The sequence below is a fragment of the Allgaiera indica genome (genome assembly GCF_900106675.1).
Lineage (GTDB): Bacteria > Pseudomonadota > Alphaproteobacteria > Rhodobacterales > Rhodobacteraceae > Acidimangrovimonas > Acidimangrovimonas indica.
In genome coordinates, this window is record NZ_FNOB01000004.1 from 128,193 (window position 1) to 154,454 (window position 26,262).

A 26,262-nucleotide genomic window follows, 5' to 3' on the forward strand; every position below is an offset into this window, starting at 1 on the left:
GTCATACCTCGAATATCTGCACGAAGCTGGCAAAGGCGTTCGCGCGGTGAGAGATCCTGTTCTTTTCCTCGGCACTCATCTCGGCGAAGGTTCGGGTTTCGCCGTCAGGTTGGAACATCGGATCGTAGCCGTGGCCCTGCGCGCCCCGCATCGGCCAGACAAGTTGCCCCTCGACGCGGCCTTCGAACACCTCGTCATGGCCGTCGGGCCAGGCCAGCACCAGCGTTGCCCGGAACCGGGCCTTGCGCGGCAGCGGAGCGGATCTTGCCTCGCAGGCGGCCCAGGTTCTGTCCATCGCCATGACGAAATCGCGGCCTTGGGGTGTTTCGGCCCAATCCGCAGTATAGACCCCGGGCGCACCATCCAGGCAATCCACCTCGATCCCGGAATCGTCGGCCAGCGCGGGCAGGCCGGTGGCCTTGGCCGCCGCATGGGCCTTGATCCGGGCATTGCCGACAAAGGTGGTCTCGGTCTCGGCGGGCTCGGGCAGCTTCATCTCTTTCGCGCCGATTGCGGAAACCCCATAGGGCGCCAGCAACTCGGAAATCTCTTCCAGCTTGCCGGCGTTATGGGTTGCCACAAGCAGGCGGTCGCCCGAGAACCGCCTCATCCCACCGCCGCCATCTGCGCCGCGACCAGTTCGGCCACGCCGGTCTCGGCCAGATCCATCAGCTTTCCCATCTCCTGGCGCGAGAATGTCGCGCCCTCGGCCGCCATCTGCACCTCGATCAGACGGCCGGCGCCGGTCATGATGAAGTTGCCGTCAGTGCCGGCCTCGCTGTCTTCGGCATAATCTAGATCCAGCACCGGCTGGCCCGCATAGATCCCGCAAGATACCGCCGCCACATGGTCGAGGATCGGGTCCGAGGTGACGATCCCAGCCTTCAAGAGCTTGTTCACAGCCAGGCGCAGCGCCACCCAGCCACCGGTGATCGAGGCGCAGCGGGTGCCGCCGTCGGCCTGGATCACGTCGCAATCCACGGTGATCTGCCGTTCCCCAAGCGCCGAGCGGTCGATGCCCGCGCGCAAGGCGCGGCCAATCAGGCGCTGGATCTCGACCGTGCGGCCCTGCTGCTTGCCCGAGGCCGCCTCGCGCCGCGACCGGGTGTTGGTGGCGCGCGGCAACATCCCGTATTCCGCCGTCACCCAGCCCAGGCCGGTGTTGCGCAGAAACGGTGGCGGGCGATCCTCGATCGAGGCGGTGCACAGCACATGGGTGTCGCCCGCCTTGATCAGGCATGACCCTTCGGCATGTTTCGTCACCCCGATCTCGATTGAAATCGGGCGCATTTGGCCTATTTCTCTGCCAGATGGTCGCATCGGGCGCTCCCTTTGTCCGTTCGCCTGCCTGATACGCGCCCGCAGGCCCGCGATGCAAGTCAGAACACGGCAAGCCCGAACACTGGCAGATTGACGCCGCGCCCGACCGCCCTTTAATGAGACTCATGCAAGAGAACGCATCCCGCAAGATGGAAGGCTCAAAGATTCTGGCCGAACTGAACGACCGCTCGCGCGAGGTGTTTCGGCGTGTGGTCGAAGGCTATCTGTCGACCGGCGATCCGGTGGGGTCGCGTAGCCTGACGCGCACCATGTCGGAAAAGGTCAGCGCGGCGACGATCCGCAACGTGATGCAGGATCTCGAATATCTGGGGCTGTTGGACAGCCCGCATGTTTCGGCCGGGCGGGTTCCCACCCAGCGCGGGTTGCGGATGTTCGTCGACGGCCTGCTAGAGGTCGGCACCCTGACCGAGGACGATCGCGAAAAGATCGACGCGACGCTTGGCGTCAACCAGCGCGATGTCGGCAGCATGCTGGATCGGGTGGGGTCCGCGTTGTCGGGGCTGACGCATGGTGCCAGCCTGGTGCTTGCGCCCAAGCATGAGGCCCCGATCCGTCATATCGAATTCGTCAGCCTCGCGCCGGATCGCGCGCTTGTGGTGCTGGTGATGGCCGATGGTCATGTCGAGAACCGCGTCTTCGCGCCGCCCGCCGGGATGACACCGTCGGCCATGCGAGAGGCCGCGAATTTCGTGAACTCGCTGGCCGAGGGGCGCACGATTTCCGATCTGCGCACCTCTTTCACGCATGAGATCAACGCCCGGCGACGCGAGATCGACGCCCTGGCGGCCGATCTGGTCGAAAGCGGGCTGGCCGTGTGGGAGGACAAGGACGGCCACCATGAGCGTCTGATTGTGCGCGGCCGTGCCAATCTGCTGGAGGGCGCTCCGGAGGCCGAAGAACTGGACCGCATCCGCAGCCTTTTCGACGATCTCGAGCGCAAGCGTGACATCGCCGAATTCCTCGAACTCACCGAAGAAGGCGAGGGCGTGCGCATTTTTATCGGCTCGGAGAACAAGCTTTTCTCACTTTCGGGTTCCTCTCTGGTGGTCTCTCCCTATATGAACGCTGACCGTAAGATCATCGGCGCTGTGGGTGTCATAGGACCGACGCGGCTTAACTACGGGCGCATCGTGCCGATCGTCGACTACACGGCGCAACTCGTCGGAAAGCTGATTTCCGACAGGGGATAGAGGTTAGGAATGGCCGAAGACAACAAAGACGAGATGTTCGAAGAGCAGGAACTGCAGGCCGCCGATCCGGCCGACAATGCCGGGCTAGAGGCCGAGCTGGAGGCGCTGCGGGCCGAACGCGACGAGATGCGCGACCGGTTCATGCGCGCGCTGGCCGACGCGGAAAATGCCCGCAAGCGCGGAGATCGCGACCGCCGTGAGGCCGAACAATACGGCGGGTCGAAATTGGCACGCGACATGCTGCCGGTCTATGACAGCCTGTCCAGGGCGCTGGCGGCGGTGACCGACGAACAGCGAGAGCGGAACAAGTCGCTGCTGGAAGGCATCGATCTGACGATGAAGGAATTGCTGAAGGTGTTCAGCAAGCACGGGATCGTGCTGATCTCGCCCAAGGTGGGCGAAAGTTTCGACCCGCAGCACCACGAGGCGATGTTCGAAGCCCCGGTTCCGGGCACCAAGGCCGGCGAGATCATTCAGGTGATGACCGACGGTTTTCAGCTGCATGACCGGTTGCTGCGCCCGGCGCAGGTGGGCGTTTCGTCAACCCCGGGCTGAACTGTTGCCGGGTTCGGCGCTGTCTGATCGCGTGCCCCGTGAAACAGGCCGGTCCGGGCCGCCGGCGTCAGGCGGCTTCGGCCTGGCGGGCCATCCATAGCGCGCCGTCCAGCGCCGAACCGCGCGGTTCGCGGATGCGGTTGCCAAAGCGCCCGGCCAGGCGGCGGGCGAAATGCGGCCCCAATCCGCCGACGAAGGTGACCGGCGTGTCGCCCGCAGGCGCCAGCAGTTCGATGCAGCGCGTGATCCAGCGGTCGGCAAGCCCCAGGATGGTGCTGGCGGCGGGGTCGTCCTCGGCCTCCAGCAGCCGCGGTGCGTAGGCGCCGAAGACCGATGGTGTCGCCTTGCGCGCCAGCGCGACCAGCTCTTCCGGGCGGCCGTGGTCGTCGATCACCGATTCCAGCAAAGGCGTCATCTGTGCCAGCCCGTCCACCGCCAGCAGCGCCCGGGCCAGCAGCGCCCGCCCCAGCCAGGCGCCCGAGGCCTCATCCCCCAGGGCAAGGCCCCAGCCGCCGATCGTCTTGACCTGGCCGCAGATTTGCCCGGTGAACGCCGATCCGGTGCCCAGCGTCGCCACCACGCCGTCATCATCGCCGATCGCGCCTTTCAGCGCGATCAGCGCGTCGCTTTCGATCCGGGTCGTGGCGAAGGGCAGCGCGTCGGACAGGCGGGCGCTGTATTCGGGAAGGTTCGCCCCGGCGATGCCAAGGACCGCGTGCAGCGACCGCAGCGTCGCGCCGGTGCCGGCGATGGCCTGTTCCACGGCGCGCACGATATTGGCGCGGGCGCCGTCGGGATCGGTCACGATATTGGCAGGTCCGGACTGGCCGCGCCCGACAATGCGGCCGCTATTCTCGGATACCGCCGCGCGGCACCCGGAGCCGCCGCCATCAACACCCACATAGAACGGCATCCGAACCCCCTTTTTTCGGCGAAGCCTACCAAAACAATTCATGTACACAAGAGATTGTAGATCGGGCGCGTCAGAACCCCCGGTCAGGTGTGACATGGTTGCGAGACCATTCAGCGCCGCACGCGCGGGCCCCGAGGGCGGGAAACTGGCGGGAAATGGTCGGAGCGAGAGGATTCGAACCTCCGACCCCCTGCTCCCGAAGCAGGTGCGCTACCAGGCTGCGCTACGCTCCGACCGTGGCGGAGGGGTTACCGATTCGGGCGGGCATTTGCAAGGGGGCTAATCGGCCTTCTTCCGGGGCCAGAGCGCGCCCACCCGCGGCATGATCCCGGTGGCGAAGCGGGCGCGGGCGGTCAGCACCGGCCGGTTGTCCGATGTGGTGCCCCGGCTTTCGCGAAGCACGATGTACAACCCCGAGACGATCACCACGGCCGAGCCGATCGCGGTGGCCGCATCGACCCCTTCGTGAAAGAAGAGATGGCCGTAGAGCACGGCCCAGAGGATCTGTGAATATTGCATCGGCGCGACCACGGCGGCCTCTCCGGCGCGGTAGGCGATGACGAGAAACAGCATCGCCAGGAAGGTCAGCAGCGCGATCGCCCCCAGCCCGCCGACATGGACCAGCGGCATCGGGCGGTAGACGAAGGGAAGGGCCGCGCCCATGACAAGGACGTTGCCCAGCATCGGATAGACCAGCATGACGGAACTGCGCTCATCCTGCCCGATGCGGCGCATCACCACCGAGGACAGCGCGCTGCCGAAAGCGCCGAACAGGGCCGCGGCATGCCCCAGCCCGATATTGCCCGTCCCCGGACGCAGCACGATCAGCACGCCGATCAGCCCCACCACGATGGCCGCGCCGCGATGCAGGCCGACGCGTTCGCCCAGCACCGGGATCGACAGCAGGGTGATCATGATCGGCATCGAAAAGAGGATCGCATAGGTCTGCGTCAGCGGCAGCACCGCGAAGGCGTAGAACGACGCGATGCCGCCGAAGACCATGCCGGCGGTGCGCAAGCTGACCCACCAGGGATGGCGCGGACGCAGGTTGCCGTCGGTGCGGTCGCGGATCATCAGCAGGGTGACCAGGGGAAAGGCCATCAGCTGGCTGAAGAAGATCAGCTGGAAGGGCGAATAATGCCCGCCCAGCCATTTCACCACCGCATCGCTGCCCGCATAGGTCGCGAAGGCCAGAAGCGCCATCCCGGCGCCGCGCAGGTTGCTGTTGCCGGTCATGATCCCAAGCGACTCGTGCAGAAGGCCCTGATCCCGCCATTGCAGAAAACCACGGCGCGCTCAATGTCGGGATTGCAGGGGCAGCGGCGGGGGCGCCGCCCCCTGCACCCCCGGAGTATTTTTGCCAAGCTGAAGAGCAAGCGCGGCGCACCTATTTCGCTGCGATGTCGGTGGAGTCCGTCGCGACGGTCATCTTCGGAAGGCGGATCAGGAATTCGGTTCCGTCCTCGTCCGAGCGCAGCAGTTCCAGCCGCCCGCCATGGCCGCGCACCAGTTCGGCCGAGATCGCCAGGCCAAGGCCGATCCCGCCTTTGCGCGCGCCGCCCTGGAACGGGGTGAAGAGATGCTCCTTGGCCTTGGGCGGCAGTCCGGGGCCGGTGTCGCCGGCCTTGATCCACCAGGCGATTTCGTCTTCGCCGGCGCCGATCTCGATTTCGCCGGGCTTGCCGGTCGCGGCGATCGCTTGGCGGGCATTGCGTACAAGGTTTGACAGAACCCGGTAAAGCTGCTCGCTGTCGGCGCGGATCATCAGGCCGGGTGGCACGTCGGAAAGGAAGGTAACCGCGTCTTCGCTGTCTGCCATCCTTTCGCCTTCGATCACGTCGTCCACCAGGGTCTTCAGCGCGAAGCGTGCCAGCGTCGGAGGCGGTTCCTCGGCCTTGCCGAAGGCAAGCGTGCCTTCGCACAGGTTCACCGCCCGCCCCAAAGATCCGATCAGCTTCGGCGCGGCCCGCGCGACGCCGGGATCATCGGAATTCTCCATCCGGTCGGCGAACAGTTGCGCCGTGGTCAGGATATTGCGCAAATCGTGGCTGATCTTGGCGACCGCGCCACCCAGCTGGGCCAGCCGCTCTTTTTGCCGCAACGCGCCGGTAAGCTGCTTTTGCAGGGATTTCAGGGCCTCCTCGGCTTCGCGCAGCTCCATGATCGAGGCCGAAGGCTCGATCACCCGGCGGGCGTCCTCGGGCGCTTCGGCGTAATCCGACATGTGATGCACCAGCTTGCGGATCGGCACGACCATCAGCCGCCGGACCGCGAAGAACAGCAACAGCGCCGTCATCACCGAAATCACTGCCGACAGAAGGAATATGCGCAGGCCGTAATCTATCATCGCCCGCCGCATCGGCGCGCTTTCCAGTGTAACCTCGATCTGCTGGCCCGCGTCCTTGGTGGGATTGCCGATCACCCGGATGATGCGGTTGTGGGGATCGAAGAATTCCGCCAACGCGTCGCGCACCAGATCGAAGGTGGTATCGGTGCGCAGATCATAGGTGGTGTAGATCGGCTGCGGGATCGGCGAGGACAGCACCAGCTGGCGCACCGCGTTGCGCCGCAACACCACGTTCAGCACGCCGGCGTTGGTCAGCAGCTCCTTTTCCAGCTGCGGCGATACCATCCCGTCATTGGCCAGCGTCGCGAGCGAGGCGATTTGCGCGCGTTCGAGGCGCAGCAGCAGATAATCCTCGCGGAAGCGCGAGATCGAGGGGACGAAGATCAGCACCTCGGCCAGCATGACGAACACTGTCGTCAGGATCAGGAAGCGACCGGAAAGGGTGTTCAGGAAAGTCCTCACGCCGTATGTCCTCACGGCAGCCGTTGCACGAGCCGCACCATGCGTTCGATCCATGGATTAGCAAAGAGTTTCGGGGAAAAATAGGTACCTGCGGCGGACTTGGATATCTCGGACAGTGTCGGATAGGGCAGAACCGTGCCGGCAATGGCCGAAAGCTTGTGCCGCGCGGCCAGGGCAAGCGCCCAGAAGGCGATCATCTCGCCCGCGCCGGGGGCCGCGATCCCGGCGCCCAGCGGGCGGCCGCGGCGGATCACCAGCTTCAGCAAGCCCGCGTCGATGCCTTCGGCGCGGGCGCGGTCATTGCCGGCCAGCGGGGTGCGGATCACCTCGATATCGGGCCAGAGGGCGCGGGCCTCGGCCTCGGTCAGGCCGACCTGGGCGATCTCCGGATCGGAATAGGTGACGCGGGGAATGTGATCGCTGCGCAGCCTTGCAGGCAGGCCCAATGCCAGGGCGCGCAGCACGATCCCGGCATGATAGCCAGCCAGATGGGTGAACTGCCCGCGCCCGGCGACATCGCCCACGGCATAGACGCGCCGGTTGCTGCTGCGCAGGTGTGCATCCACCTTCACCGCCCCATCATGTGTCTCTATTCCAGCATGATCGAGCCCCAGATCCTCTGTTGCCGGGGTTCGGCCCGTGGCCACCAGAAGGTGGCTGCCGCGGATCGTTCCGGCCTCGGTTTTCACCTCGACCGCGCCCGCCGAGCCGCAGATCTCCAGCGCCGGGGCCTTTTCGCGGATTTCCACTCCTTCGGCACGCAGACCCGCCAGCGCCACCTGCGCCAGATCGGGATCTTCGCGGCCAAGGGCAGATGCGGCCTCGATGACCGTGACCTCGGCGCCCAGGCGCCGGAAGGCCTGGGCCAGCTCGATCCCGATCGGGCCGCCGCCCAGCACGATCAGGTGACGCGGCAGAGCGTCGAGGCCGAAGATCGTTTCATTCGTCAGATAGGGCGTGTTCGCCAACCCCGGGATCGGCGGAATCGCGGGGCGCGAGCCGGTCGCGATGACGAAACGCCGGGCCCGGATCTGCTGCCCACCGGCCTCGATTTCGCGGTCCGAGGCGAAGCGCGCGCGTGCGCGGATTACGCGCACGCCCAGCCCCTCGAACCGTTCCTGGCTGTCATGCGGTGCGATGGCGGCAATGGTGGCCCGTACATGGGCCATCACGGCGGGGAAATCGACCTGCGGGGCGCTTCCCGCCGTTCCCAGCCCGCCGTGCCGAAAGGTGTGGGCGCGTTGCGCCGCGGCGATCAGGGCCTTCGAGGGCACGCAGCCGGAATTGAGACAATCGCCCCCCATCTTGTCGGCTTCGATCAGCACCACCCTTGCGCCCATCTGCGCCGCGCCAGAGGCCACGGACAGACCCCCTGCCCCTGCGCCTATGACGCAGATATCGGCATCGCGTGTCACGCGTCGGCCCCCTGTCCGCGCCAGAACTTGATCACCCATGGCAGCAGCGACAGCGCCGCCAGACCAAGCAGCGGGATCAGGAACCGAGGTTCCAGGATCAGGCCCAGATTGGGTGCGGCGCCGCGCGCGAACAGATCGCCAAGGCCGGCACCCAGCCAGGTGTAGATCAATGCGCCGGGCAGGATGCCCAGCGCCGTCGTGATCGCAAAGCGGGCCGATCGCACGCCCAGCAGCGCCGGCAGCAGGTTCGCCAGGACGAAGGGCACCACCGGTACCAGCCGGATGGCGAAGAGAAACGACCATTCGTTCGCGCGCAGCCCGTCACGGAAGCGCTTCATCGCCCCGCCCGACCGGTCAAGCCGCGTCGCCACATCGGTCCCGATCCCGGCCCGGGCGGCCCAGAATATCAGCATCGCACCCAGGCTGGCGGCGATGACGTTGAACAGGACGCCCGGAAACAGACCGAAGAGGAAACCGCCGGTCAGTGTCGCGATCAGCGCGCCCGGCAACGAGAATGCAACCAGGCCGACATAGCTTGCCATGAACAGCCCTGCGGCAAGCGGATAATGCGCGTCGCGGAAGGCCGCCAGCCGCGCGTGGTTGTGGCTGAGGGCCGCAAAGCTGAGATCGTCGCGCAGAAACACCGCCCCGGCGCCGGCCACCAGGGCAATCAGCACGATGGGAAGCCGGCGAACCAGGCGCGCTTTGCGCGGCGCTTTCGGCGGTCCGGGCGTCGGGGTCATGCGCATTCCTCCATCTGCGGGGAAGGATGCACAGAAACCGGCAGCGGGCAAAAGGGGAAATCCGGGGCGCGCAACGGCACCCCGTAGTAGGACCCCGGCAAGAGAAAGGCAAACCCCCTCTCATTGCCCTTCATCTTGGCAGAAATACTCCACGGGGGTCCGGGGGTGTGAAACCCCCGGGTCGCTGCCGCGCGGTCAGAGCCCCGCGTCCAACGCCGCGACAATCGCGTCGCCCATACCTTGGGTGGAAACCGGCTTGCCGCCCTCGGGGCCCATCAAATCGGCGGTGCGCAGCCCGTCCGCCAGGACCTTTTCCACCGCCGCTTCCAGCCGGGCGGCCTCGTCGCCCTGGTCGAAGGAATAGCGCAGCGCCATCGCGAAGCTGAGGATGCAGGCGATCGGGTTGGCCTTGCCCTGCCCCGCGATATCGGGGGCCGAGCCGTGGACCGGCTCGTACAGCGCCTTGGGCCGCCCGTTCGCCATCGGCGCGCCGAGGCTGGCCGAGGGCAGCATCCCGAGGCTGCCGGTCAGCATCGCCGCCAGATCCGACAGCAGGTCGCCGAACAGGTTGTCGGTGACGATCACGTCGAACTGCTTGGGCGCGCGCGTCAACTGCATGGCGCCGGCATCGGCGTACATATGGCTCAACTCGACCTCGGGGTATTCGGCGTCGTGGATTTCCTGCACCACGTCGCGCCACAGCACGCCCGATTCCATGACGTTGGCCTTCTCCATCGAGCAGACCTTGTTGCCGCGCCGCTTGGCCAGTTCGAAAGCCGAACGCGCGACCCGGGCGATTTCGCTCTCGGTATAGCGCTGGGTGTTGATCCCCACGCGCTCGTTGCCTTCCTTGATGATTCCGCGTGGCTCTCCGAAATAGACGCCCGAGGTCAGTTCGCGCACGATCATGATGTCGAGGCCCGCGACCACGTCGCGCTTCAATGACGAGAAATCGGCCAGCGCGTCGAAGCATTGCGCCGGGCGCAGGTTGGCGTACAGGTCCATTTCCTTGCGCAGGCGCAGAAGGCCGCGCTCGGGCTTCACGGAGAAATCCAGCTTGTCGTATTTCGGCCCGCCCACGGCGCCCAGCAGCACGGCGTCGACTTCTTGCGCCTTGGCCATCGTGGCGTCGGTCAGGGGGGTGCCGTGCTTGTCATAGGCGGCGCCGCCCACCAGGTCTTCGCTGACCTCGAAAGTGATGCCGCGCTTGGCGCCGAACCAGTCGATGATCTTGCGGACCTCGGCCATGACTTCGGGGCCGATGCCGTCGCCGGGCAGGATCAGAAGGGTATTGGTCATGGGGATCTCCGCTGAACTGTCCCGTTTCGCGTAGCTGCTTGGGCGTTGAAGTTCAAGCGTCGGCCACCATGCCCAGCCCCTCGGCCAGCAGGTCCCAGATCCGCCGCAGCCGGGCCGACCGGCGCAGTGCCTCGGGCGCGGCAAGCCAGATCGGCAGCGGTGGGATCTTCAGCTCGGGCAGGATGCGGTGCACCGCGTGGCTGGCACGGGCCACCCGGATCGGCCCGATGCCGATACCACAGCCGGCCTCGACCAGCCGCCAATAGGCCGCCTGGTCGTCGCAGCGGGTGGCGAAGAAGCTGCGCTCGACCTGCCAGCCCATCTGCCGCATGCCGCGCAGGATCAGGTCGGATCGGTCATAGCCTATCCAGTCATGGGCCATCAGTTCCTGCTCGGTTTCAGGGGTGCCGTTGCGCGACAGGTAGCTGTCGGCAGCGAAAAGCCCGATCCCCAGGCTGCCAAGGTTCTGCGCGATCAGATCCAGCTGTTCGGGCCGGTACATCCGGATCGCGATGTCGGCATCGCCAAACAGCAGGTTTTCCGAGCGGTCGGTTGGGTGCAGTTCCAGCGCGATTTGCGGCTCTAACAAGCGGATTCTGGCCAGGATCCGCGGCAGAAGGTAATGCGCAACCACTGCCGAGGCGGTGATCCGCACGGTGCCACCCTCGCCTTCCTGGCGCGAGGCGGCGGCCAGTTGCAGCCGGGCAGCCGCGGCCTGCATCTGCCGCGCCGGTCCGATCAGCGCGGCGCCCGCGTCGGTCAGGCGCAGACCCCTGGCGTGGCGCTGGAACAGCGGCACGCCCAGCGCCTCTTCGGCGGCCTTCACCTGGCGGCCCAGCGTGGGCTGGCTAAGGCCCAGCTCCCGCGCCGCGCCGGAAAGAGAGCCGGCCTCGGCCACGGCCAGCAGAACCTGGATCAGCGACCAGTCGAGTTTGTCATAGTTATTCATTCATGACTACATGGCATGTAAATTCATAAAGTTCCAGAAATTATGTGAATGCCTATGCTTGTTCCACATCGAAACGGAGGGTTCATGATGGATCAAGTGGTGCTGGTTCTTGGGGCGTCGGGGCTGTTCGGAAGCCACGCGGCGCGGGCGTTCGAACGGGCCGGCTGGCAGGTGCGGCGCTACAGTCGCGCGCGGGGCGATATGGCCGGTGCGGCGCACGGGGCGGATCTGATCGTCAATGCGCTGAACCCGCCCGCCTATCACCACTGGGCGCGGCTGGTACCGGCGATCACGCAAGAGGTTCTGGGCGCAGCACAGGCCAACGGAGCTGCGGTACTGGTGCCGGGCAATGTTTATGTCTTCGGGAAAGAGCCGGGGCCCTGGGGCGTGGCAACGCCGCATCGGGCACATACCCGCAAGGGCCGGATCCGCGCGCAGATGGAAGCCGCCTATCGCGACGCCGCCGCCCGGGGAACCCAGGTGATCTTGCTGCGCGGCGGTGATTTCCTGGCCCCCGGCGAGGCGCGGTCGCTTCTGGACATGGTGGTTCTGAAGCATCTGGCGCGGGGAAGGATCACGACGATGGGTCCGCCGTCGGTACCGCGCGCCTATGCCTACCTGCCCGACATGGCCCGCGCCGCCGTGATGCTGGCCGAAGGTCGCGCCAACCTTGCGTCGTATGAGGATGTGCCCTTCCCGGGGCTGACATTCTCGACCGAGGAACTGCGCGCGGCGCTTCAGGACCGCCTGGAGCGGCCCTTGCGGATGCGCCCCTTCCCCTGGTGGGCGATGCGCCTGGCCTCTCCGGTGTGGGAACTGGCGCGAGAGCTGTCTGAGATGCGCTATCTCTATCGGATGCCGCACCGGCTCGACAACGCGCGTTTCGCGGAATTACTGCCGAATTTCAGGGGGATTTCCCTGCCCGATCTTGCGGTGCAGGAGGTGGCGGCGCTGTCAGTCTGACGTCGACCCAGACCAGATGGTGTGGCCCGGCGCGGGCGGCGGCGTCGGCCCCGGCGGCTCGCGCGACGGGCCAGAACACCCCTGCCCCCGCGACCGCCAACTTGGCCGAGGGCAGCACATAATCGACCCGCAGATTGCCCGGGCCGCCGGTCTCGGGCCAATCGGCGGTATCAAGCGCGGGGTTTCCGATCTGGCCCTGGTCTCCGGCCTTGGCCGCACCGGTGCTGGCGGGAAGCGGATCTTGCAGCCTCGGATCGGTCAGCAACGCGCGGATCGCATCCCGGCGGCCCTCGCCATCGGCGGGGTCGAGATTGGCATTGCCCAGGATCACGAACGGGCCCTTGGGCGGGGGAACCGCCAGAAGCCCGTCGAGATAGCGCAGCCAGAACGCGGTTTCGTCATGATTCCGGCGGCCGTTGCGGTCCTCGGGGCCATCGAAGACCGGCGGAGTGGCGGAATAGGCAAACAGATGCAGTGGCCCGGCCGCAGTGGTCAGCGCGATATCCCAATGCCCCGTGGTGGAAAGCCGCAGCGCGGTGCGCGCGCAGGCGCCGGCGGGCAGGTGGCCGATCTCTGCCCCCGGCAAGTCGCGCCACGGCAGGGAGGAAAAATCGCGGCTGGCCCCGATGTCGATGGGCAGGCGCGACAACAGCGCCATTCCCCCCTGCCCCGGAAAGCGCCCGTAGCCCTGGGCGTCGCGCGGCCCATTGCGGCGGCCGTCGCCGTCAAGATTGCAGCCGCTGGGCACACCGGTATTGGGCGGAAAGGCGAAGCGGAACGCATAGCCGGCGCCGGCCTTGGCAAGCCGCGACTGCAGCGCGGCCAGGGCAGCCAGGTTGCGATCATAGTCGATGCCGGTCAGCAGCAGGACATCGGGATCGGTGCGGGCGATCACGCGGATGGCGCCGGCGATCGCGGGATCCTTGCCGCGAACGATATCCTGAAGCAATAGGCCGGGCCCCTTGCGCGACAGGCCGGCGTCGAACGTCGCGATCCGAAGAATGCCGCCGTCGCGCCGTGTCGCGGGTTGCAGGGGTTGGGCCGCGGATGGCTGGGCGCGGGCCGTTGCAGCCAGCGCCAGGGCGCAGATCAGGCCGGCTGCATATGCGATTGCAGCGCGTCGTTCTGGCGCCGCTTTTCGCGGATCATGTCGGCCACGCGGCGCATCGCGATTCCGCGCATGAACAGACTTGCCGGAAGGAAGGCCCATGCCGATACCATCCAGATCAGGGTTTGCGGCGTGGACAGGGTTACTTCCCCGAAAGAGGACGAGGCCGCATTCACCACAGCCGGCACCAGAAATGGCAGCAAAAACCCTAACGCAAGGTTAACGCGGGCATCACGTTCCAGCCGGGCGACGACATCGCCACCGATCGTCGGATCGAAGGTCGGCAGGTTGACCCAGACGTTGAAGGTTCCGTTAGAGGCTGGCCAGCCGAAGATTTTCAGCGCGATGACGAAGACCGACAGCATCACCAGCGAAATCAGATAGGCCATTCCTGCGGCAACGCGGACTTGTTCGACATGGGTACTGGGCGCGGAGGACGACAGCATCAGTGTCATCAGCCGCACCGGGCTATAGGGAAAATCTATCGCATGGCCGACGACCGCGCCGATTGCCTTGATGAACATGGTCATCGGCGTCGGGTCGAAATTGCCGCGCGCGATGATCGTCAGCACGAAAACAGTCAGGAACAGAGACAGATAGCGGATGCGGTTGAACGGCGGCGCATAGCGAAATTCGATCAAGCCCGGGTAGGTCGCGGAATATTCCACAAAGGTCAGCCCGCCGCCGAACAGCGCGATCAGGGCCACGATCTGCGTGGAATCAACCCCGCTCCCCGGCAATAGGGTGGATGGTGTCGCGATCAACACCATAACCAATACCGCGCGCACCAAGGCGCCTGTCATCCGGCCTACCACTGCCCTGCCATCCCCGATCTGGACGAACGCGATGCGATGCCGCGCCCTTGTTCCATCATCGACCCGCCGATTGTGACGGGTTGCCCCAAACTTGCCACAGTTTTGCCCATTTTCAGCCGGTCTATCAATGTCGTGGTTAACAAAACCCAAACCATTCGGCGATTTGAGGGAAAAACTGTCGCCGCTTTGCATCAATAATGTGCCAAAAAAAGGGCCGCCCAAAGGGACGGCCCCATATATTGTGGTCGTTGAGGTGATCAGACCCAGGGATGGCGGGTCCCGTTGGTCGCCTCGAAGGCGTCAATGGCGGCGACCTTTTCCATCGTCAGCCCGATATCGTCGAGACCGTTCATCAGGCAGTGCTTCTTGAAGGCGTCGATCTCAAAATGAAATTCCTGACCGTCCGAGGTGGTCACCTTCTGGTTTTCCAAATCCACCGTCATGCGGGCGTTGGCGCCTTTCCTGGCGTCTTCCATCAGCACATCGACCACGTCCTGCGGCATCGGTAGCGCAAGGATCCCGTTCTTGGCGCAATTGTTGAAGAAGATGTCGGCAAAGCTGGGCGCGATGACCACGCGGATGCCGAAATCCTTGATCGCCCAGGGCGCGTGTTCGCGCGACGAGCCGCAGCCGAAATTCTCGCCCGAGATCAGGATCTCGGCATTGCGATAGGCCGGCTGGTTGAGAACGAAATCGGGGTTTTCGCGGCCCTGCCGGTCAAAGCGCATCTCGTCGAACAGGTTCTTGCCGAGGCCTTCGCGCTTGATCGTCTTCAGAAACTGCTTTGGGATGATCATGTCGGTGTCGACATTGACCAGATCCAGGGGCGCGGCAACGCCGGTGACGGTGGTGAACTTGTCCATGTCGCTCTCCTTACACCAGCGCGCGCACGTCGGTCAGGTGGCCGGCGATCGCCGCCGCCGCCGCCATCGCCGGGCTCATCAGATGGGTGCGGCCCTTGAAGCCCTGGCGCCCCTCGAAATTGCGGTTCGAGGTCGAGGCACAGCGCTCGCCCTCCGCCAGCTGGTCGGGATTCATCGCCAGGCACATCGAACAGCCGGCAAGCCGCCACTCGAACCCCGCGTCGATGAAGATCTGCGCCAACCCCTCTTCTTCCGCCTGGGCACGAACGAGGCCCGAGCCGGGCACCACCAGGCCGCGCACCCCCTGGGCGATCTTCTTGCCCTTCACGATCTCGGCTGCGGCGCGCAGGTCCTCGATCCGGCCGTTGGTGCAAGAGCCGATGAACACCGCGTCGATCTTGATGTCGGTCAGCTTCATGCCCGGCTCCAGCCCCATATAGGCCAGCGAGCGGCGCGCGGCCTCGACCTTGCCGCCCTTGAAGCTTTCGGGATCGGGCACCACGCCGGTGATCGGCAGCACGTCCTCGGGGCTGGTGCCCCAGGTCACGACCGGGGCGATATCCTCGGCCCTCAGCGTCACGACCTTGTCGAAATGGGCGCCTTCGTCGCTGAAAAGCGTCTTCCAGTAGCTTAGCGCCGCTTCCCATTTCGCGCCCTTCGGGGCGTGGGGGCGGCCCATCACATAGTCAAAGGTCTTCTTGTCCGGCGCGATCAGGCCCGCGCGCGCGCCGCCCTCGATCGCCATGTTGCACACGGTCATGCGGCCTTCCATGGACAGATCGCGGATCGCCTCGCCGCAATATTCGATCACATGGCCGGTGCCGCCCGCGGTGCCGGTGGCGCCGATCACCGACAGGGTGATGTCCTTGGCCGTGACCCCCTTGGGAAGTTTCCCGGTGATCTCGACCTTCATGTTCTTCGATTTCTTCTGGATCAGCGTCTGGGTGGCCAGCACATGTTCCACCTCGGAGGTGCCGATCCCGTGCGCCAGGGCCCCGAAGGCGCCATGCGTGGCAGTGTGACTGTCGCCGCAGACCACGGTCATGCCCGGCAGCGTCCAGCCCTGTTCGGGGCCGACGATATGGACGATGCCCTGGCGGATGTCGTTCACCGGGTAGTACCGAACCCCGAAATCGCGCGCGTTCTTGTCGAGCGCTTCCACCTGGATGCGGCTCTCTTCCTCCTCGATCACGGCGTCGCGGTCGCCGGTGGTGGGGACGTTGTGATCGGGCACGGCGATGGTCTTTTCGGGCGCGCGCACCTTGCGGCCCGCCATGCGCAGGCCCTCAAAAGCCTGCGGGCTGGTGACCTCGTGCACCAGGTGGCGGTCGATATAGATCAGGCAGGTGCCGTCGGCGTCTTCCTGGACCAGATGGTCATCCCAGATCTTGTCGTAGAGGGTTCTCGGAGCGGTCATGGCTCAACTCTTTCGGATATGAAGAATTCGGGTCGGCTGCGGGTCTGACCGGTTTCAGCCGCGCGCGAGGATCGACAGGGTGACGCCGTAGAAGCGGCCCGGCAGGCGCGTACGGTCATGGATGTCGAAAAAGCGTTTCATCCGCCCCTTCTACGCCCATGCGCCAGGGCAGGCAATATGGGCGGCGCGCCTGGACGCAAGCCGCTTGGCGCGCGAAGGGAAGCGTGTAACATGGCGGCAACGAGGCCGAAACGCGAAAGGCGGACCCGACGGGATGGCGCAGCTCACCCCCCTGATGACCAGCGTGCAGGGCTTGTTGGCCGAGCTTGAGGCCTATGCGATAACGCTGCTGCGGCCATCGCAATTCCTTCAGCTGGGGGTGTTGATCGGCCTGGGCGTGGTGGCGCAGCTGTTGAAGATGCTGCTGGCGCCGCGGCTACATGACTGGCTGCGCGCGCGCGAGGGCTGGGCGAAGTGGCGGCTGAGGCTGGCGCTTCTGGTGTTGCAGCGGCTGCGCGCGATCCTGTTCGTGGTGATGGCCTGGACGGCCTATGGGGTGATCGCCCAGATCACACCCTTCCCGTCGCGTCGCTACCTGATCGGGATCGTCGCGACCATCGCCACGGCGATCCTGGTGGTGGGTGTCGCCACGCGCGTGATCCGCAACCCTGCCCTGCGGCGGCTGGTGACCTGGGGTGCCTGGATCTATGTAACCTTGCATTTCCTGGGCCTCTTGACGTCGTTCTCGAATTTCCTGGACGGGATGGCGATCAGCTTTGGCAATTTCCGGCTGTCGGCGCTTTCGGTGATCAAGGCGCTGGTGGTGACCGGCATCCTGTTCGCCGGCGCAAGATTGCTGGCGCAGGCCGCCGAAGCCCGGATCGGCAAGGCACAGGATATTTCGCCGTCGATGCGGGTGCTGGCGGTGAAGATCCTGCAGGTGGGCCTTTATGGCGCGGCCTTCTTCGTCGGGCTGAAGGCGGTGGGCTTCGATCTGACGGGGCTGGCCTTTCTGTCGGGCGCGGTCGGCGTGGGTCTGGGCTTTGGCCTGCAGAAGGTGGTGTCGAACCTGGTGTCGGGTGTCATCATCTTGCTCGACAAGTCGGTGAAGCCGGGCGACGTGATCAGCCTGGGCGACACCTTCGGCTGGATCCATGCGCTGGGCGCGCGCTATGTCTCTGTCGTCACGCGCGACGGCAAGGAATATCTGATCCCGAACGAGGACCTGATCACCGGTCAGGTGGTCAACTGGTCCCATTCCAACGAATTCGTCCGGCTCGATATCCATTTCGGTGCCTCCTACCACGACGATCCGCACAAGGTGCGGGCGCTGGCGATCGAGGCCTGCCAGGGTGCGCCGCGGGTGCTGAAGACGCGCCCGCCGGTCTGCCATATCGTGGGTTTCGGGGATTCCTCGGTCGATTATATCTTGCGATTCTGGATCTCGGACCCGACCGCCGGCTTGACCAACGTGCGCGGTGCGGTGTTCCTGGCGCTATGGGACGCGTTCAAGGCCGGCGGCATATCGATCCCCTTCCCGCAGCGCGAAGTGCGGCTGCTGGACGGGCGCGGCCCCGCGACGATGGGTGCCGACGCCGCAGCGGAGAAGGAGCCAAAGCCCGAATGAGCCGAGCCCTTGCGATCTTGGTGATTGTGTTGTCCGCGCTGATCCCCCTGTCGGTCCGGGCAGAGCTGTTCCCACCCGGCCCCGCGCCGCTTGCGGCCCGGCCCGCGGCGATCCGGGTGACGCTTGTCCTGCCCGCGGGCATCGAACTGCGTCAGGGTAGCGCAGTGTTGTCGATCACGGCCGGCGACCAGACGGCCCGGATACCTTTGTCCGAGCCGGTTCCGCCGGTGGCGACGGAGGGTGGCACACGCCATCTGCTGCAGCCGACGCAAACGGGCCAGGCGGCGCTTGCCGCCCTGCAGAAACGCTACCGTCACGGCGCGCCGCCGGCCTCGACCATGGGGATGCGGCTGGATCTGTGCCGCACCGTCGCCGCGCCCCGCAATGAGCCGTTCCTGCTGGCGATCCGCCTGGCGCCCGGCGCGCCGGTTCTGCCGCTGGTGGCGCCCGGCGCGGGCCTTTCCGCGATTACCGGCAAGGCCCCGCCGCAAATCGCCCCCTGCCCATGAGCAGGACCAAAGCGAAGCGGCGGCGGCTCTGCCCCCGGCTACCCCGGGATGTTCGGACCGGAATGAGGGCGGAAAACCGCGGCCGGCCTTGCAATTTGGGCGAAAGGCTTGGGATGGCCGGGGCCGCGCGGCCTCTGGCACCAAAGGCCGCGGCTTGGGCGCCGTTCCCGGTTTCACCCCCGTCCGCCGCAGTCATTGAGATTTCATGTTCGCGATGTTACCTTTAAGGTGCCCAGCGCCGGGGACATGTCGGCGCATATCCAGGAGGACAATGTCCTGTCTCATGCGACTGAAGCAGCCCGTGACGTGGCTGCACCGAGGGCCCCGATGAGCGCGGCCCATCCCGATGCCACCAGCAAGGACCTGCTGGAGCGCATCCTCGCCTCTCTCGACGACGACAAGGCCGAAGACGTGATCCCGATCGACCTGCGCGGGCGGTCGGACATGGCGGATTTCATGGTGATCTGCTCGGGCCGGTCGACGCGCCAGGTCAGCGCGATCGCGGAAAAGCTGGTCGACCGGCTGAAGCGCGACGCGGGCGTCGCCTGCAAGGTCGAGGGCAAGGAAACCGGCGATTGGGTGCTGATCGATGCGGGCGACGTGATCGTCCATGTCTTCCGCCCCGAGGTGCGCGAGTTCTACCAGCTTGAGAAGATGTGGCAGACCCCGTCGGCGCAGGCGCAGGCCGCCAAGATCTGAATGCGGGTCCATCTTTGCGCCGTGGGGCGGCTGCGCGCCGGCCCCGAGCGCGACCTGATCGACGATTACGTCCAGCGGTTCGACCGGACGGGGCGCGCGCTGGGCCTTGGCCCCCTGAGCCTGCATGAGGTCGAGGACCGCAAGGGCGGCGGCATGGCGGCCGAGGCGGTCTTGCTGGAAAGGGCACTGCCGTCGGGCGCGCTGCTGATCACGCTGGACGAGCGCGGCACGCTGATCTCTTCTCCGCAATTCGCCGACAGGCTGGCCGGCTGGCGCGATGCCGGCCGCCAGGATGCGGCCTTCGTGATCGGCGGTGCCGACGGCATCGACCCGGGGCTGCGGTCCCGGGCCGATTTCAGCCTGTCGTTCGGCAAGATGGTCTGGCCGCACATGCTGGCGCGGGTGATGCTGACGGAACAGCTTTACCGCGCCGCCTCGATCCTTGCCGGGGCACCCTATCACCGCGCCTAGGCGATCACCTCGACCGGCGTGCCCTTGTAGGCGGGGGTTTGCGAGTTCTTCTCGTGATAGCCCAGCGGCACCAGGGGGTTCAGTTCCGGATAATAGCCCGCGATGGTGCCCGGGGGCAGGTCATAGGGGGTCACCGTCAGGCCCGACACCGCCCGGTCCACCCCGTCGTTCACCGCGCAGCGCAGGGTGACCTTCTGGCCCTCGTGCAGACCCAGGCGCGCGATCTCGCCGCGGTTGATCAGCACGATGCCGCGGTCGCCCTCCAGCCCGCGCAGGCGGTCGGAATAGCCATAGACCGTCGTGTTGAACTGGTCGTTCGAGCGCAGGGTGATCAGGGTCATCTGCCGCTCGCCCTCGGGCGCCTGGCCCAGGGCCGACAGCGTCGGCGGCGCGGTGAACTGCGCCTTGCCGCTCTCGGTTTTCCAGACCCGGTCGCGGGCCGGGTTGCCGCGGTAGAAACCGCCAGGCTGCGTGAGGCGGGCGTTGAAATCGGCGAAATCCTCGGGGAATGTCGCCTCGATCAGATCGCGGATCAGGTCGTAATTGGCGATCCAGTCGTCCCAGCGCAGCTTGGGGTTCGCGGGCAGGGTGGCCTTGGCCATGCGCGCCACGATCGCCACCTCGGACAGCACGCTGTCCGACGGTGGTTCGGCCGAACCGATAGAGCCGTAGATATGGCTGAACGTGTCCTCGATCGAGACCGCCTGCCGCTGGCCCCCTTGCAGGTCGATATCGGTGCGCCCAAGGCAGGGCAGGATATAGCTGACCTCGCCCGGGCAAAGCAGCGATCGGTTCGGCTTGGTCGCGATATGAACGGTCAGGCGCATGGTGGGCCAGGCGGCTTCCATCCGCTCGCGGTCGGGCAGCGCGCGAAGCAGGTTGCCACCAAGCGAGATCATCGCCTTGACCCGGCCATCAAGGATGCCTTCGCAGGCATGGACGGCGTTCATCCCCTCTTCGGTGGGCGGGTCTATCCCGAACAATTCGCGCAACTTGTCCGCCGGCATGTGGGCGGATTTCTCGCCCACGCCGACGGTGCGCTGGCCCTGAACATTGGAATGGCCCCGGACCGGCGAGATCCCCGCCCCCAGCCGGCCGATGTTGCCGCGCATCATCAACAGGTTGCAAAACATGCCCAGGTTGAGCCAGCCGTTCACATGCTGAGTCAGCCCCATGCCGTAGATGCCGATCGCGTTCTTGGCCGAAAGATAGATATCCGCGGCTTCCTCGATCATCGCGCGGGTCAGGCCGGAATGTGTCTCTAATTCGGCCCAAGTCGCGGCCTTCAGCGCGGCCTTCAGCTCCTCGTAGTCTTTGGTGTGCTGGGCGATGAATTCATGGTCGATCACCTCGCCCGGGGCGGCCTCTTCCGCGGCGAGGACGCATTTCATCAGCCCGGCCAGCACCGCGACATCGCCGCCGGGGCGGACCTGGTAATATTTCTCGGAGATCTGCGTCGGGCGTCCGATCGTCATCTGGGCGATGTTCTGGGGGTCGACGAACTCGATCAGCCCGCTTTCGCGCACGGGGTTGAAAGTGACGATGCGGCAGCCGCGTTCCACCGCCGCTTTCAGGACATGCAGGAAACGGGGAGAGTTCGAGCCGGTGTTCTGCCCGAAGAAGAAGATCGTGTCACAATGGTCGAAATCCTCCAGCGTGCAGGTGCCCACCGGCGTGCCGATGAAGGATTTCAGGTTCACCGAGGTCGTCTCATGGCACATGTTGGACGATTGCGGCAGGTTCTGATGCCCCATCGCCCGGGCGAACAAAGCGTAAAGATACGACGCCTCCAGCCCGGCATGGCCGGAGGCGTAGAATACCGCTTGTTTCGGCTCTAACGCTGCCAATTCCTGGCCTATTTCGGCGAAGGCCGTGTCCCAGTCGACCGGCTGGTAGCGATCGGTCTGGGGATCGTAGCGCAGCGGTTCGGACAGGCGACCGGCGCGGCCCAGCTGGTGATCGGTCCATGTCTTCAACTCGGTCACGCTGTGCTGGTTGAAGAAGGCGGCACCGGCACGATTTGCGTCCAGTTCCCACAAGGTGGCCTTGGCGCCGTTCTCGCAGAACTCGAAGGTCGCGGGCTTGGCGGGTTTGGCCCAGGCGCAGGAGGAACACATCACCCCTCCGGGTTTGTTCAGCTGCGACAGAATCTTGGCCGCCACGGTGCCGCCCTCGACCTTACCGAAGATCCGCGCCACGCCCCGCAGCGATCCCCAGCCGCCCGAGGGGTGCTGATTGAAGGGGGTGTCGGCATCCTGTTCGGTCGCGGAATGGGGGGCGGGTTTGTCGGCTTCGTGCATCTCAGGACCTCTTGCAATGAATCGCGCACTATCGTTCAACGAAGGATAACGTCACCGGATCCTGCCAAGTTCCAATCCGGTTGATTGCCATATCCGCGTACAACCTGCCGCCGAGGGCGCGAAGCCAGCCCAGGGCGCCGCGCCAAGGTTGCCCGACCGGACGCGGCGGCGTAAAACCCGAGATCAGAGCAGAAGGCCAGAGCAGAAGGAACGCCCGATGAGCGCACCGAAACCCGTCGTCCTGTGCATTCTGGACGGCTGGGGGCTGAACGAGGATACCTCGGCCAACGCCCCCTACCTGGCCAAGACGCCCAATTTCGATCACATCTGGGGCAGTTGCCCCCATGCGACGCTGATCACCTTCGGGCCGGATGTGGGCCTGCCCAAGGGCCAGATGGGCAATTCCGAGGTCGGGCACATGAACATCGGCGCCGGCCGGGTGGTGGCGATGGATCTGGGCCAGATCGATCTGGCGATCGAGGATGGATCGTTCTTCGAGAATGCCGCGATCCTGGATTTCATTGCGGCGTTGAAAAAGACCGGCGGGACCGCGCATCTGATGGGCGTGGCCTCTGACGGCGGGGTACATGGTCATATCGCCCATCTCCTTGCTGCGGCGAAGATGATCGCCGGCGCGGGCGTACCGGTGGCGATCCACGCGGTGACCGACGGGCGCGACGTGGCGCCGAAGTCGGCGGACCGATTCATTGACGAACTATGCCAAAAGCTGCCCAACGGGGCACATGTCGCCTCGGTCATCGGGCGCTATTACGCGATGGACCGCGATAATCGGTGGGAACGCGTGTCGCTTGCCTATCACGCGATGGTGCACGGGTTGGGCGAGGAATGCGCGACGCCGGCCGACGCCGTGCAGGCGGCCTATGCACGGGGCGAGACCGATGAATTCATCCATCCTTCGGTGATCGCTGACCCGCCGGGGATGCGCGATGGCGATGGCGTCTTCTGCCTGAATTTCCGCGCCGACCGCGCGCGTGAGATCCTGCGCGCGATCGGCGACCCCGGTTTCGCCGAATTCGACACCGGTACGCGCCCGAAGCTGGCGGCGTTGCTGGGCATGGTCGATTATTCGAAGGAGCATGTGAAATACATGACCACCGCCTATCCGAAGCAGGTGGTGAAGAATACCTTGGCGGAATGGGTGGCGGCCAAGGGCTTGCGTCAGTTCCACACCGCCGAGACCGAGAAATACCCCCATGTCACCTTCTTCCTGAACGGCGGCAAGGAGGCCCCCGAGGCGGGCGAGGAACGCTTCATGGCGGCCTCGCCCAAGGTCGCGACCTATGATCTGCAGCCCGAAATGTCAGCGCCCGAGGTGACCGCGCATCTGGTGGGGGCGATCGCGGATGGCTACGATCTGATCGTGGTGAATTACGCCAATCCCGACATGGTGGGGCACACCGGCGATCTGCAGGCCGCGATCAAGGCCTGCGAGGCGGTGGACCAAGGTCTTGGCCAGGTGCTGGACGCGCTGCAACGCGTCGGCGGCGCGATGGTGGTGATCGCGGATCACGGCAACTGCGAAACCATGGTCGATCCGGTCACCGGCGGGCCGCACACCGCGCATACCACCAACCCGGTGCCCGTGGTGGTGGTTGGCGGGCCGCCGGGCGCGCGCCTTCACGACGGGCGGCTTGCCGATGTGGCGCCGACGGTGCTGCAGCTGATGGGCCTGGATCTGCCACCCGAGATGACCGGGCAAAGCCTGATCGACGCATGAGGCGGACCTGGGCCTTCCTATTGTGCGCAATGCTGGCCCATCCCGTCCATGCGCAGGGCGGTGCGCGCACCGAGGCCGGCGCGCAGGCAGAGCAGGCGGCGTTGGCGCTGAAGGCGGCGATCGAGAGATTGCGAAAGGCGAATGGGGCGCGCGACCGGGTGGCGGCGTTGACGCGCACGATCCGGGCCTATGAAACGGGCATGGGCGCCCTGCGTGACGGATTGCGCCGGGTAACGCTGCGCGAGGTGGCGCTGAGCGCCGAGTTGAACGCGAAACGCGGGCGGATCTCGTCGCTTCTGGGGGTGCTGACCTCGGTCGAACGCACGCCGGCGCCGCTGTTGTTGCTGCATCCGCAGGGCCCCCTGGGGGCAGTGCGTTCTGCGATGATCGCCCAGGACGTGACGCCGGAACTGCAGCAAGAGGTCGAAGCGCTGCGCCACCAGCTGCAGCGACTGGCGCGGCTGCGCGCGATCCAGCAGGCGGCGGCCTCGACGCTGCGCGAGGGGATGGACGCGGTCCAGAAGGCGCGCACCGACCTGTCCGAGGCTGTCTCCAACCGTACCGGCCTGCCGCAGCGCCTGACGCGCAGCCCCGAACAGCTGCGCCGGATCGCCGACGGCGTGAAGACGCTGCAGAATTTCGCCGCCGTCCTGTCGGAACCGATCCCCGGCGCCGGCCCGCGGCTGCCGCCCTTCATCGACGCCAAGGGCAAGCTGCCGCTGCCGGTCGAGGGTACCATCCTGCGCCATGCGGGCCAGCCCGATGCCGCCGGCATCAGGCGCCCCGGCATCGTCATCGCCACCCGGCCCCGCGCGCTGGTCACCGCGCCCTGGCCTTCGACCATCCGCTACATCGGCCCGCTGCTCGACTACGGAAACGTGATCGTGCTGGAGCCGGGGGACGGGTATCTTCTGGTTCTTGCCGGGCTGGGAGAGGTTTACGGCAAGGTCGGGCAGGTTATCGCCGCGGGCGACCCTGTCGGGCTGATGGGCGGACGGGGGGCGGATTCCGGCATCGTGGGCGGTGCGGCGCAAGAAGGCGGTGGCGTCGAGCGCCCGGAAACGCTTTATATGGAGTTGAGCAAGGGCGACACGCCGGTGGACCCCGAGACATGGTTGGCGAAGACGCGCCGATAGGACGCAAACAGGACGTGACAATGAGGAAATATGTGATTGCCGCGCTGGGCGGTTCCATCGCCGGGGCGGTTCTGGCGACGCAGCTTGCCGGGCCGCTTCTGGCCGAGACCGCGCAGAAATCCCAAAGCTCGGTCTATCAGCAGCTCGACCTGTTCGGCGACATCTTCGAACGCATCCGATCGCAATATGTCGAGCCGGTGAACAGCCAGAAGCTGATCGAGGCGGCGATCAACGGGATGCTGTCCTCTCTCGATCCGCATTCAAGCTACATGGACCCCAAGCAGTGGCATGCGATGCAGGTCCAGACCAAGGGTGAATTCGGCGGTCTGGGGATCGAGGTCACCCAGGATCAGGGCTTCGTCAAGGTGGTGACCCCGATCGACGGCACCCCGGCGGCGAAGGCCGGGATCAAGACCGGCGATTTCATCACCAAGGTCGACGGCAAGTCGCTGCTGGGCAAGACGCTGGATCAGGCGGTCGAGATGATGCGCGGCCCGGTCGGGTCCGACGTGACGTTGACGATCGTGCGCAAGGGCGAGAAAGAGCCTTTCGACGTCAAGCTGACCCGCGATACGATCCGCATGAAGGCCGCGCATGGCAAGCTGATCGGCCATACCGCGGTGCTGCGCCTGACCGTGTTCAACGAACAGACCTATTCCGACATGATGGACGGTCTGAAGGAAGCCGAGAAACAGGCCGGCGGTCTGAAGAACATCGACGGGGTTGTGCTGGATCTGCGCAACAACCCCGGCGGTCTGCTGACCCAGGCGATCAAGGTGGCGGATGCGTTCCTCAACAAGGGCGAGATCGTCTCGACCCGTGGTCGCCAGCCTCAGGATGACGAGCGTTTCAACGCCACCCCGGGCGACGTGATCGACGGCAAGCCGATCGTGGTGCTGATCAACGGCGGTTCGGCCTCGGCCTCGGAAATTGTCACCGGCGCCCTGAAGGATCATCATCGCGCGATCGTCGTGGGTACCAAGAGCTTCGGCAAGGGTTCGGTCCAGACGCTGATCCCGCTGAAGGGCGACGGCGCGATGCGGCTGACCACGGCGCGCTACTACACGCCGTCGGGCCGGTCGATCCAGGCGCTTGGCATTCAACCCGACATCGTGGTGCCGCAGCCGCCGACGCCGCCCAAGGGCACCGACAAGGCCAAGCCGGAACAGAAGCCGACGTTCGAGGCCGATCTGCCCGGCATCCTGAAGAACGATTCGATCACCGAGGCCGAGAAGAAGCAGCTCAGCGACGAGGCAAAGGCTGCGGAGGAAGAGGCCAAGCTGCGCGACACCGACTTCCAGCTGGCCTATGCGATTGACCTTCTGAACGGCATGAACGTTCTGAAAAAGGACAAGGGCCAATAGGGCCAACAAGGGAACGGGCCGGGGCGGACCCCCGGCCC

24 protein-coding genes and 1 tRNA gene are annotated in these 26,262 nt (G+C 65.9%); 10 read left to right on the forward strand and 15 right to left on the reverse strand.

Features of this window, described 5'->3' with window-relative positions; all coding sequences use genetic code 11:
* Position 1: 1 nt before the first annotated feature.
* Together rdgB and rph are read right to left on the reverse strand one after the other, a co-directional pair.
* Entirely contained in the window at positions 2-610 is a 609-nt protein-coding gene (gene rdgB / locus BLV97_RS04945) for an RdgB/HAM1 family non-canonical purine NTP pyrophosphatase (protein WP_035842725.1), read from the reverse strand.
* A complete protein-coding gene (rph, locus tag BLV97_RS04950; protein WP_035842728.1) occupies positions 607-1,320 on the reverse strand; it encodes a ribonuclease PH in 714 nt (237 codons plus the stop codon). The genes rdgB and rph overlap by 4 nt, the downstream gene beginning before the upstream one ends.
* Before the next feature lie 149 nt (positions 1,321-1,469).
* Here rph and hrcA point away from each other — a divergent pair, with 149 nt between their 5' ends.
* A complete protein-coding gene (gene hrcA / locus BLV97_RS04955) occupies positions 1,470-2,531 on the forward strand; it encodes a heat-inducible transcriptional repressor HrcA (RefSeq protein WP_035842803.1) in 1,062 nt (353 codons plus the stop codon).
* Positions 2,532-2,540: 9 nt separating this feature from the next.
* Positions 2,541-3,086 (forward strand): nucleotide exchange factor GrpE, encoded by a 546-nt coding sequence (locus BLV97_RS04960; protein WP_035842731.1) that lies wholly within the window; start codon positions 2,541-2,543, stop codon positions 3,084-3,086.
* A 67-nt stretch (positions 3,087-3,153) separates the two neighbouring features.
* Here the strand turns inward: BLV97_RS04960 and BLV97_RS04965 are convergent, their stop codons facing one another.
* The 8 genes from BLV97_RS04965 to BLV97_RS05000 all read right to left on the reverse strand — a co-directional run bounded on the left by BLV97_RS04965 (position 3,154) and on the right by BLV97_RS05000 (position 11,214).
* Positions 3,154-3,999: a glucosamine kinase nucleotide-binding domain-containing protein gene (locus tag BLV97_RS04965; RefSeq protein WP_035842734.1), complete on the reverse strand. Its 846-nt coding sequence runs from the start codon at positions 3,997-3,999 to the stop codon at positions 3,154-3,156.
* 156 nt (positions 4,000-4,155) lie between these two features.
* Positions 4,156-4,232 (reverse strand) — tRNA-Pro (locus BLV97_RS04970).
* 46 nt (positions 4,233-4,278) lie between these two features.
* Positions 4,279-5,235 (reverse strand): DMT family transporter, encoded by a 957-nt coding sequence (locus tag BLV97_RS04975; RefSeq protein ID WP_035842736.1) that lies wholly within the window; start codon positions 5,233-5,235, stop codon positions 4,279-4,281.
* A 151-nt stretch (positions 5,236-5,386) separates the two neighbouring features.
* Positions 5,387-6,808 (reverse strand): sensor histidine kinase, encoded by a 1,422-nt coding sequence (locus tag BLV97_RS04980; RefSeq protein ID WP_035842738.1) that lies wholly within the window; start codon positions 6,806-6,808, stop codon positions 5,387-5,389.
* 11 nt (positions 6,809-6,819) lie between these two features.
* Positions 6,820-8,223, reverse strand: coding sequence for a dihydrolipoyl dehydrogenase family protein (locus tag BLV97_RS04985; protein WP_035842740.1), 1,404 nt, complete (start codon positions 8,221-8,223; stop codon positions 6,820-6,822).
* On the reverse strand, positions 8,220-8,966 hold the full coding sequence (locus tag BLV97_RS04990; protein ID WP_035842742.1) for a TVP38/TMEM64 family protein: 747 nt from the start codon (positions 8,964-8,966) through the stop codon (positions 8,220-8,222). Before BLV97_RS04990 ends, BLV97_RS04985 begins: the two co-directional genes overlap by 4 nt.
* A 195-nt stretch (positions 8,967-9,161) precedes the next feature.
* Positions 9,162-10,265 carry a 3-isopropylmalate dehydrogenase gene (gene leuB, locus BLV97_RS04995; protein WP_035842744.1) on the reverse strand — a complete coding sequence of 368 codons (1,104 nt, stop codon included), beginning with the start codon at positions 10,263-10,265 and terminating at the stop codon, positions 9,162-9,164.
* Between the two features lie 52 nt (positions 10,266-10,317).
* Positions 10,318-11,214, reverse strand: coding sequence for a LysR family transcriptional regulator (locus tag BLV97_RS05000; RefSeq protein ID WP_035842746.1), 897 nt, complete (start codon positions 11,212-11,214; stop codon positions 10,318-10,320).
* Between the two features lie 84 nt (positions 11,215-11,298).
* Here BLV97_RS05000 and BLV97_RS05005 point away from each other — a divergent pair, with 84 nt between their 5' ends.
* Complete coding sequence (locus tag BLV97_RS05005) at positions 11,299-12,177, forward strand: NAD-dependent epimerase/dehydratase family protein (RefSeq protein WP_160169181.1); 879 nt, start codon at positions 11,299-11,301, stop codon at positions 12,175-12,177.
* Here the strand turns inward: BLV97_RS05005 and BLV97_RS05010 are convergent.
* From BLV97_RS05010 to leuC, 4 genes are all read right to left on the reverse strand, one after another.
* Positions 12,119-13,126, reverse strand: a complete 1,008-nt coding sequence (locus BLV97_RS05010; protein WP_176992630.1) for an endonuclease/exonuclease/phosphatase family protein — start codon at positions 13,124-13,126, stop codon at positions 12,119-12,121. The two genes, BLV97_RS05005 and BLV97_RS05010, sit on opposite strands and share 59 nt — an antisense overlap.
* A gap of 140 nt (positions 13,127-13,266) precedes the next feature.
* On the reverse strand, positions 13,267-14,292 hold the full coding sequence (locus BLV97_RS05015) for a hypothetical protein (RefSeq protein WP_308430840.1): 1,026 nt from the start codon (positions 14,290-14,292) through the stop codon (positions 13,267-13,269).
* 65 nt (positions 14,293-14,357) lie between these two features.
* Positions 14,358-14,963, reverse strand: a complete 606-nt coding sequence (gene leuD, locus BLV97_RS05020) for a 3-isopropylmalate dehydratase small subunit (RefSeq protein ID WP_035842750.1) — start codon at positions 14,961-14,963, stop codon at positions 14,358-14,360.
* 10 nt (positions 14,964-14,973) lie between these two features.
* On the reverse strand, positions 14,974-16,380 hold the full coding sequence (leuC, locus tag BLV97_RS05025; RefSeq protein WP_035842753.1) for a 3-isopropylmalate dehydratase large subunit: 1,407 nt from the start codon (positions 16,378-16,380) through the stop codon (positions 14,974-14,976).
* 274 nt (positions 16,381-16,654) lie between these two features.
* On the opposite strand from leuC, the gene BLV97_RS05035 reads away from it, so the two are divergent.
* From BLV97_RS05035 to rlmH, 4 genes are all read left to right on the forward strand, one after another.
* Positions 16,655-18,007: a mechanosensitive ion channel family protein gene (locus BLV97_RS05035; RefSeq protein ID WP_081825062.1), complete on the forward strand. Its 1,353-nt coding sequence runs from the start codon at positions 16,655-16,657 to the stop codon at positions 18,005-18,007.
* Positions 18,004-18,516, forward strand: a complete 513-nt coding sequence (locus BLV97_RS05040) for a hypothetical protein (protein ID WP_035842755.1) — start codon at positions 18,004-18,006, stop codon at positions 18,514-18,516. The genes BLV97_RS05035 and BLV97_RS05040 overlap by 4 nt, the downstream gene beginning before the upstream one ends.
* A 246-nt stretch (positions 18,517-18,762) precedes the next feature.
* A complete protein-coding gene (rsfS, locus tag BLV97_RS05045) occupies positions 18,763-19,215 on the forward strand; it encodes a ribosome silencing factor (RefSeq protein ID WP_081825063.1) in 453 nt (150 codons plus the stop codon).
* On the forward strand, positions 19,216-19,686 hold the full coding sequence (gene rlmH / locus BLV97_RS05050; RefSeq protein WP_035842760.1) for a 23S rRNA (pseudouridine(1915)-N(3))-methyltransferase RlmH: 471 nt from the start codon (positions 19,216-19,218) through the stop codon (positions 19,684-19,686).
* Here the strand turns inward: rlmH and BLV97_RS05055 are convergent.
* Positions 19,683-21,986 carry an FdhF/YdeP family oxidoreductase gene (locus tag BLV97_RS05055; RefSeq protein ID WP_035842763.1) on the reverse strand — a complete coding sequence of 768 codons (2,304 nt, stop codon included), beginning with the start codon at positions 21,984-21,986 and terminating at the stop codon, positions 19,683-19,685. The genes rlmH and BLV97_RS05055 overlap by 4 nt on opposite strands.
* A gap of 217 nt (positions 21,987-22,203) precedes the next feature.
* Here BLV97_RS05055 and gpmI point away from each other — a divergent pair, with 217 nt between their 5' ends.
* From gpmI to BLV97_RS05070, 3 genes are read left to right on the forward strand one after another with little or no spacing between them, the layout of a single operon-like run.
* Positions 22,204-23,724 (forward strand): 2,3-bisphosphoglycerate-independent phosphoglycerate mutase, encoded by a 1,521-nt coding sequence (gene gpmI, locus BLV97_RS05060; RefSeq protein ID WP_035842766.1) that lies wholly within the window; start codon positions 22,204-22,206, stop codon positions 23,722-23,724.
* Positions 23,721-24,860 carry a murein hydrolase activator EnvC family protein gene (locus BLV97_RS05065; RefSeq protein ID WP_051646064.1) on the forward strand — a complete coding sequence of 380 codons (1,140 nt, stop codon included), beginning with the start codon at positions 23,721-23,723 and terminating at the stop codon, positions 24,858-24,860. Before gpmI ends, BLV97_RS05065 begins: the two co-directional genes overlap by 4 nt.
* Before the next feature lie 20 nt (positions 24,861-24,880).
* The gene (locus BLV97_RS05070; RefSeq protein WP_035842772.1) at positions 24,881-26,224 is read left to right on the forward strand and encodes a S41 family peptidase; all 1,344 of its coding nucleotides are present in this window, start codon (positions 24,881-24,883) and stop codon (positions 26,222-26,224) included.
* Positions 26,225-26,262: the final 38 nt, after the last annotated feature.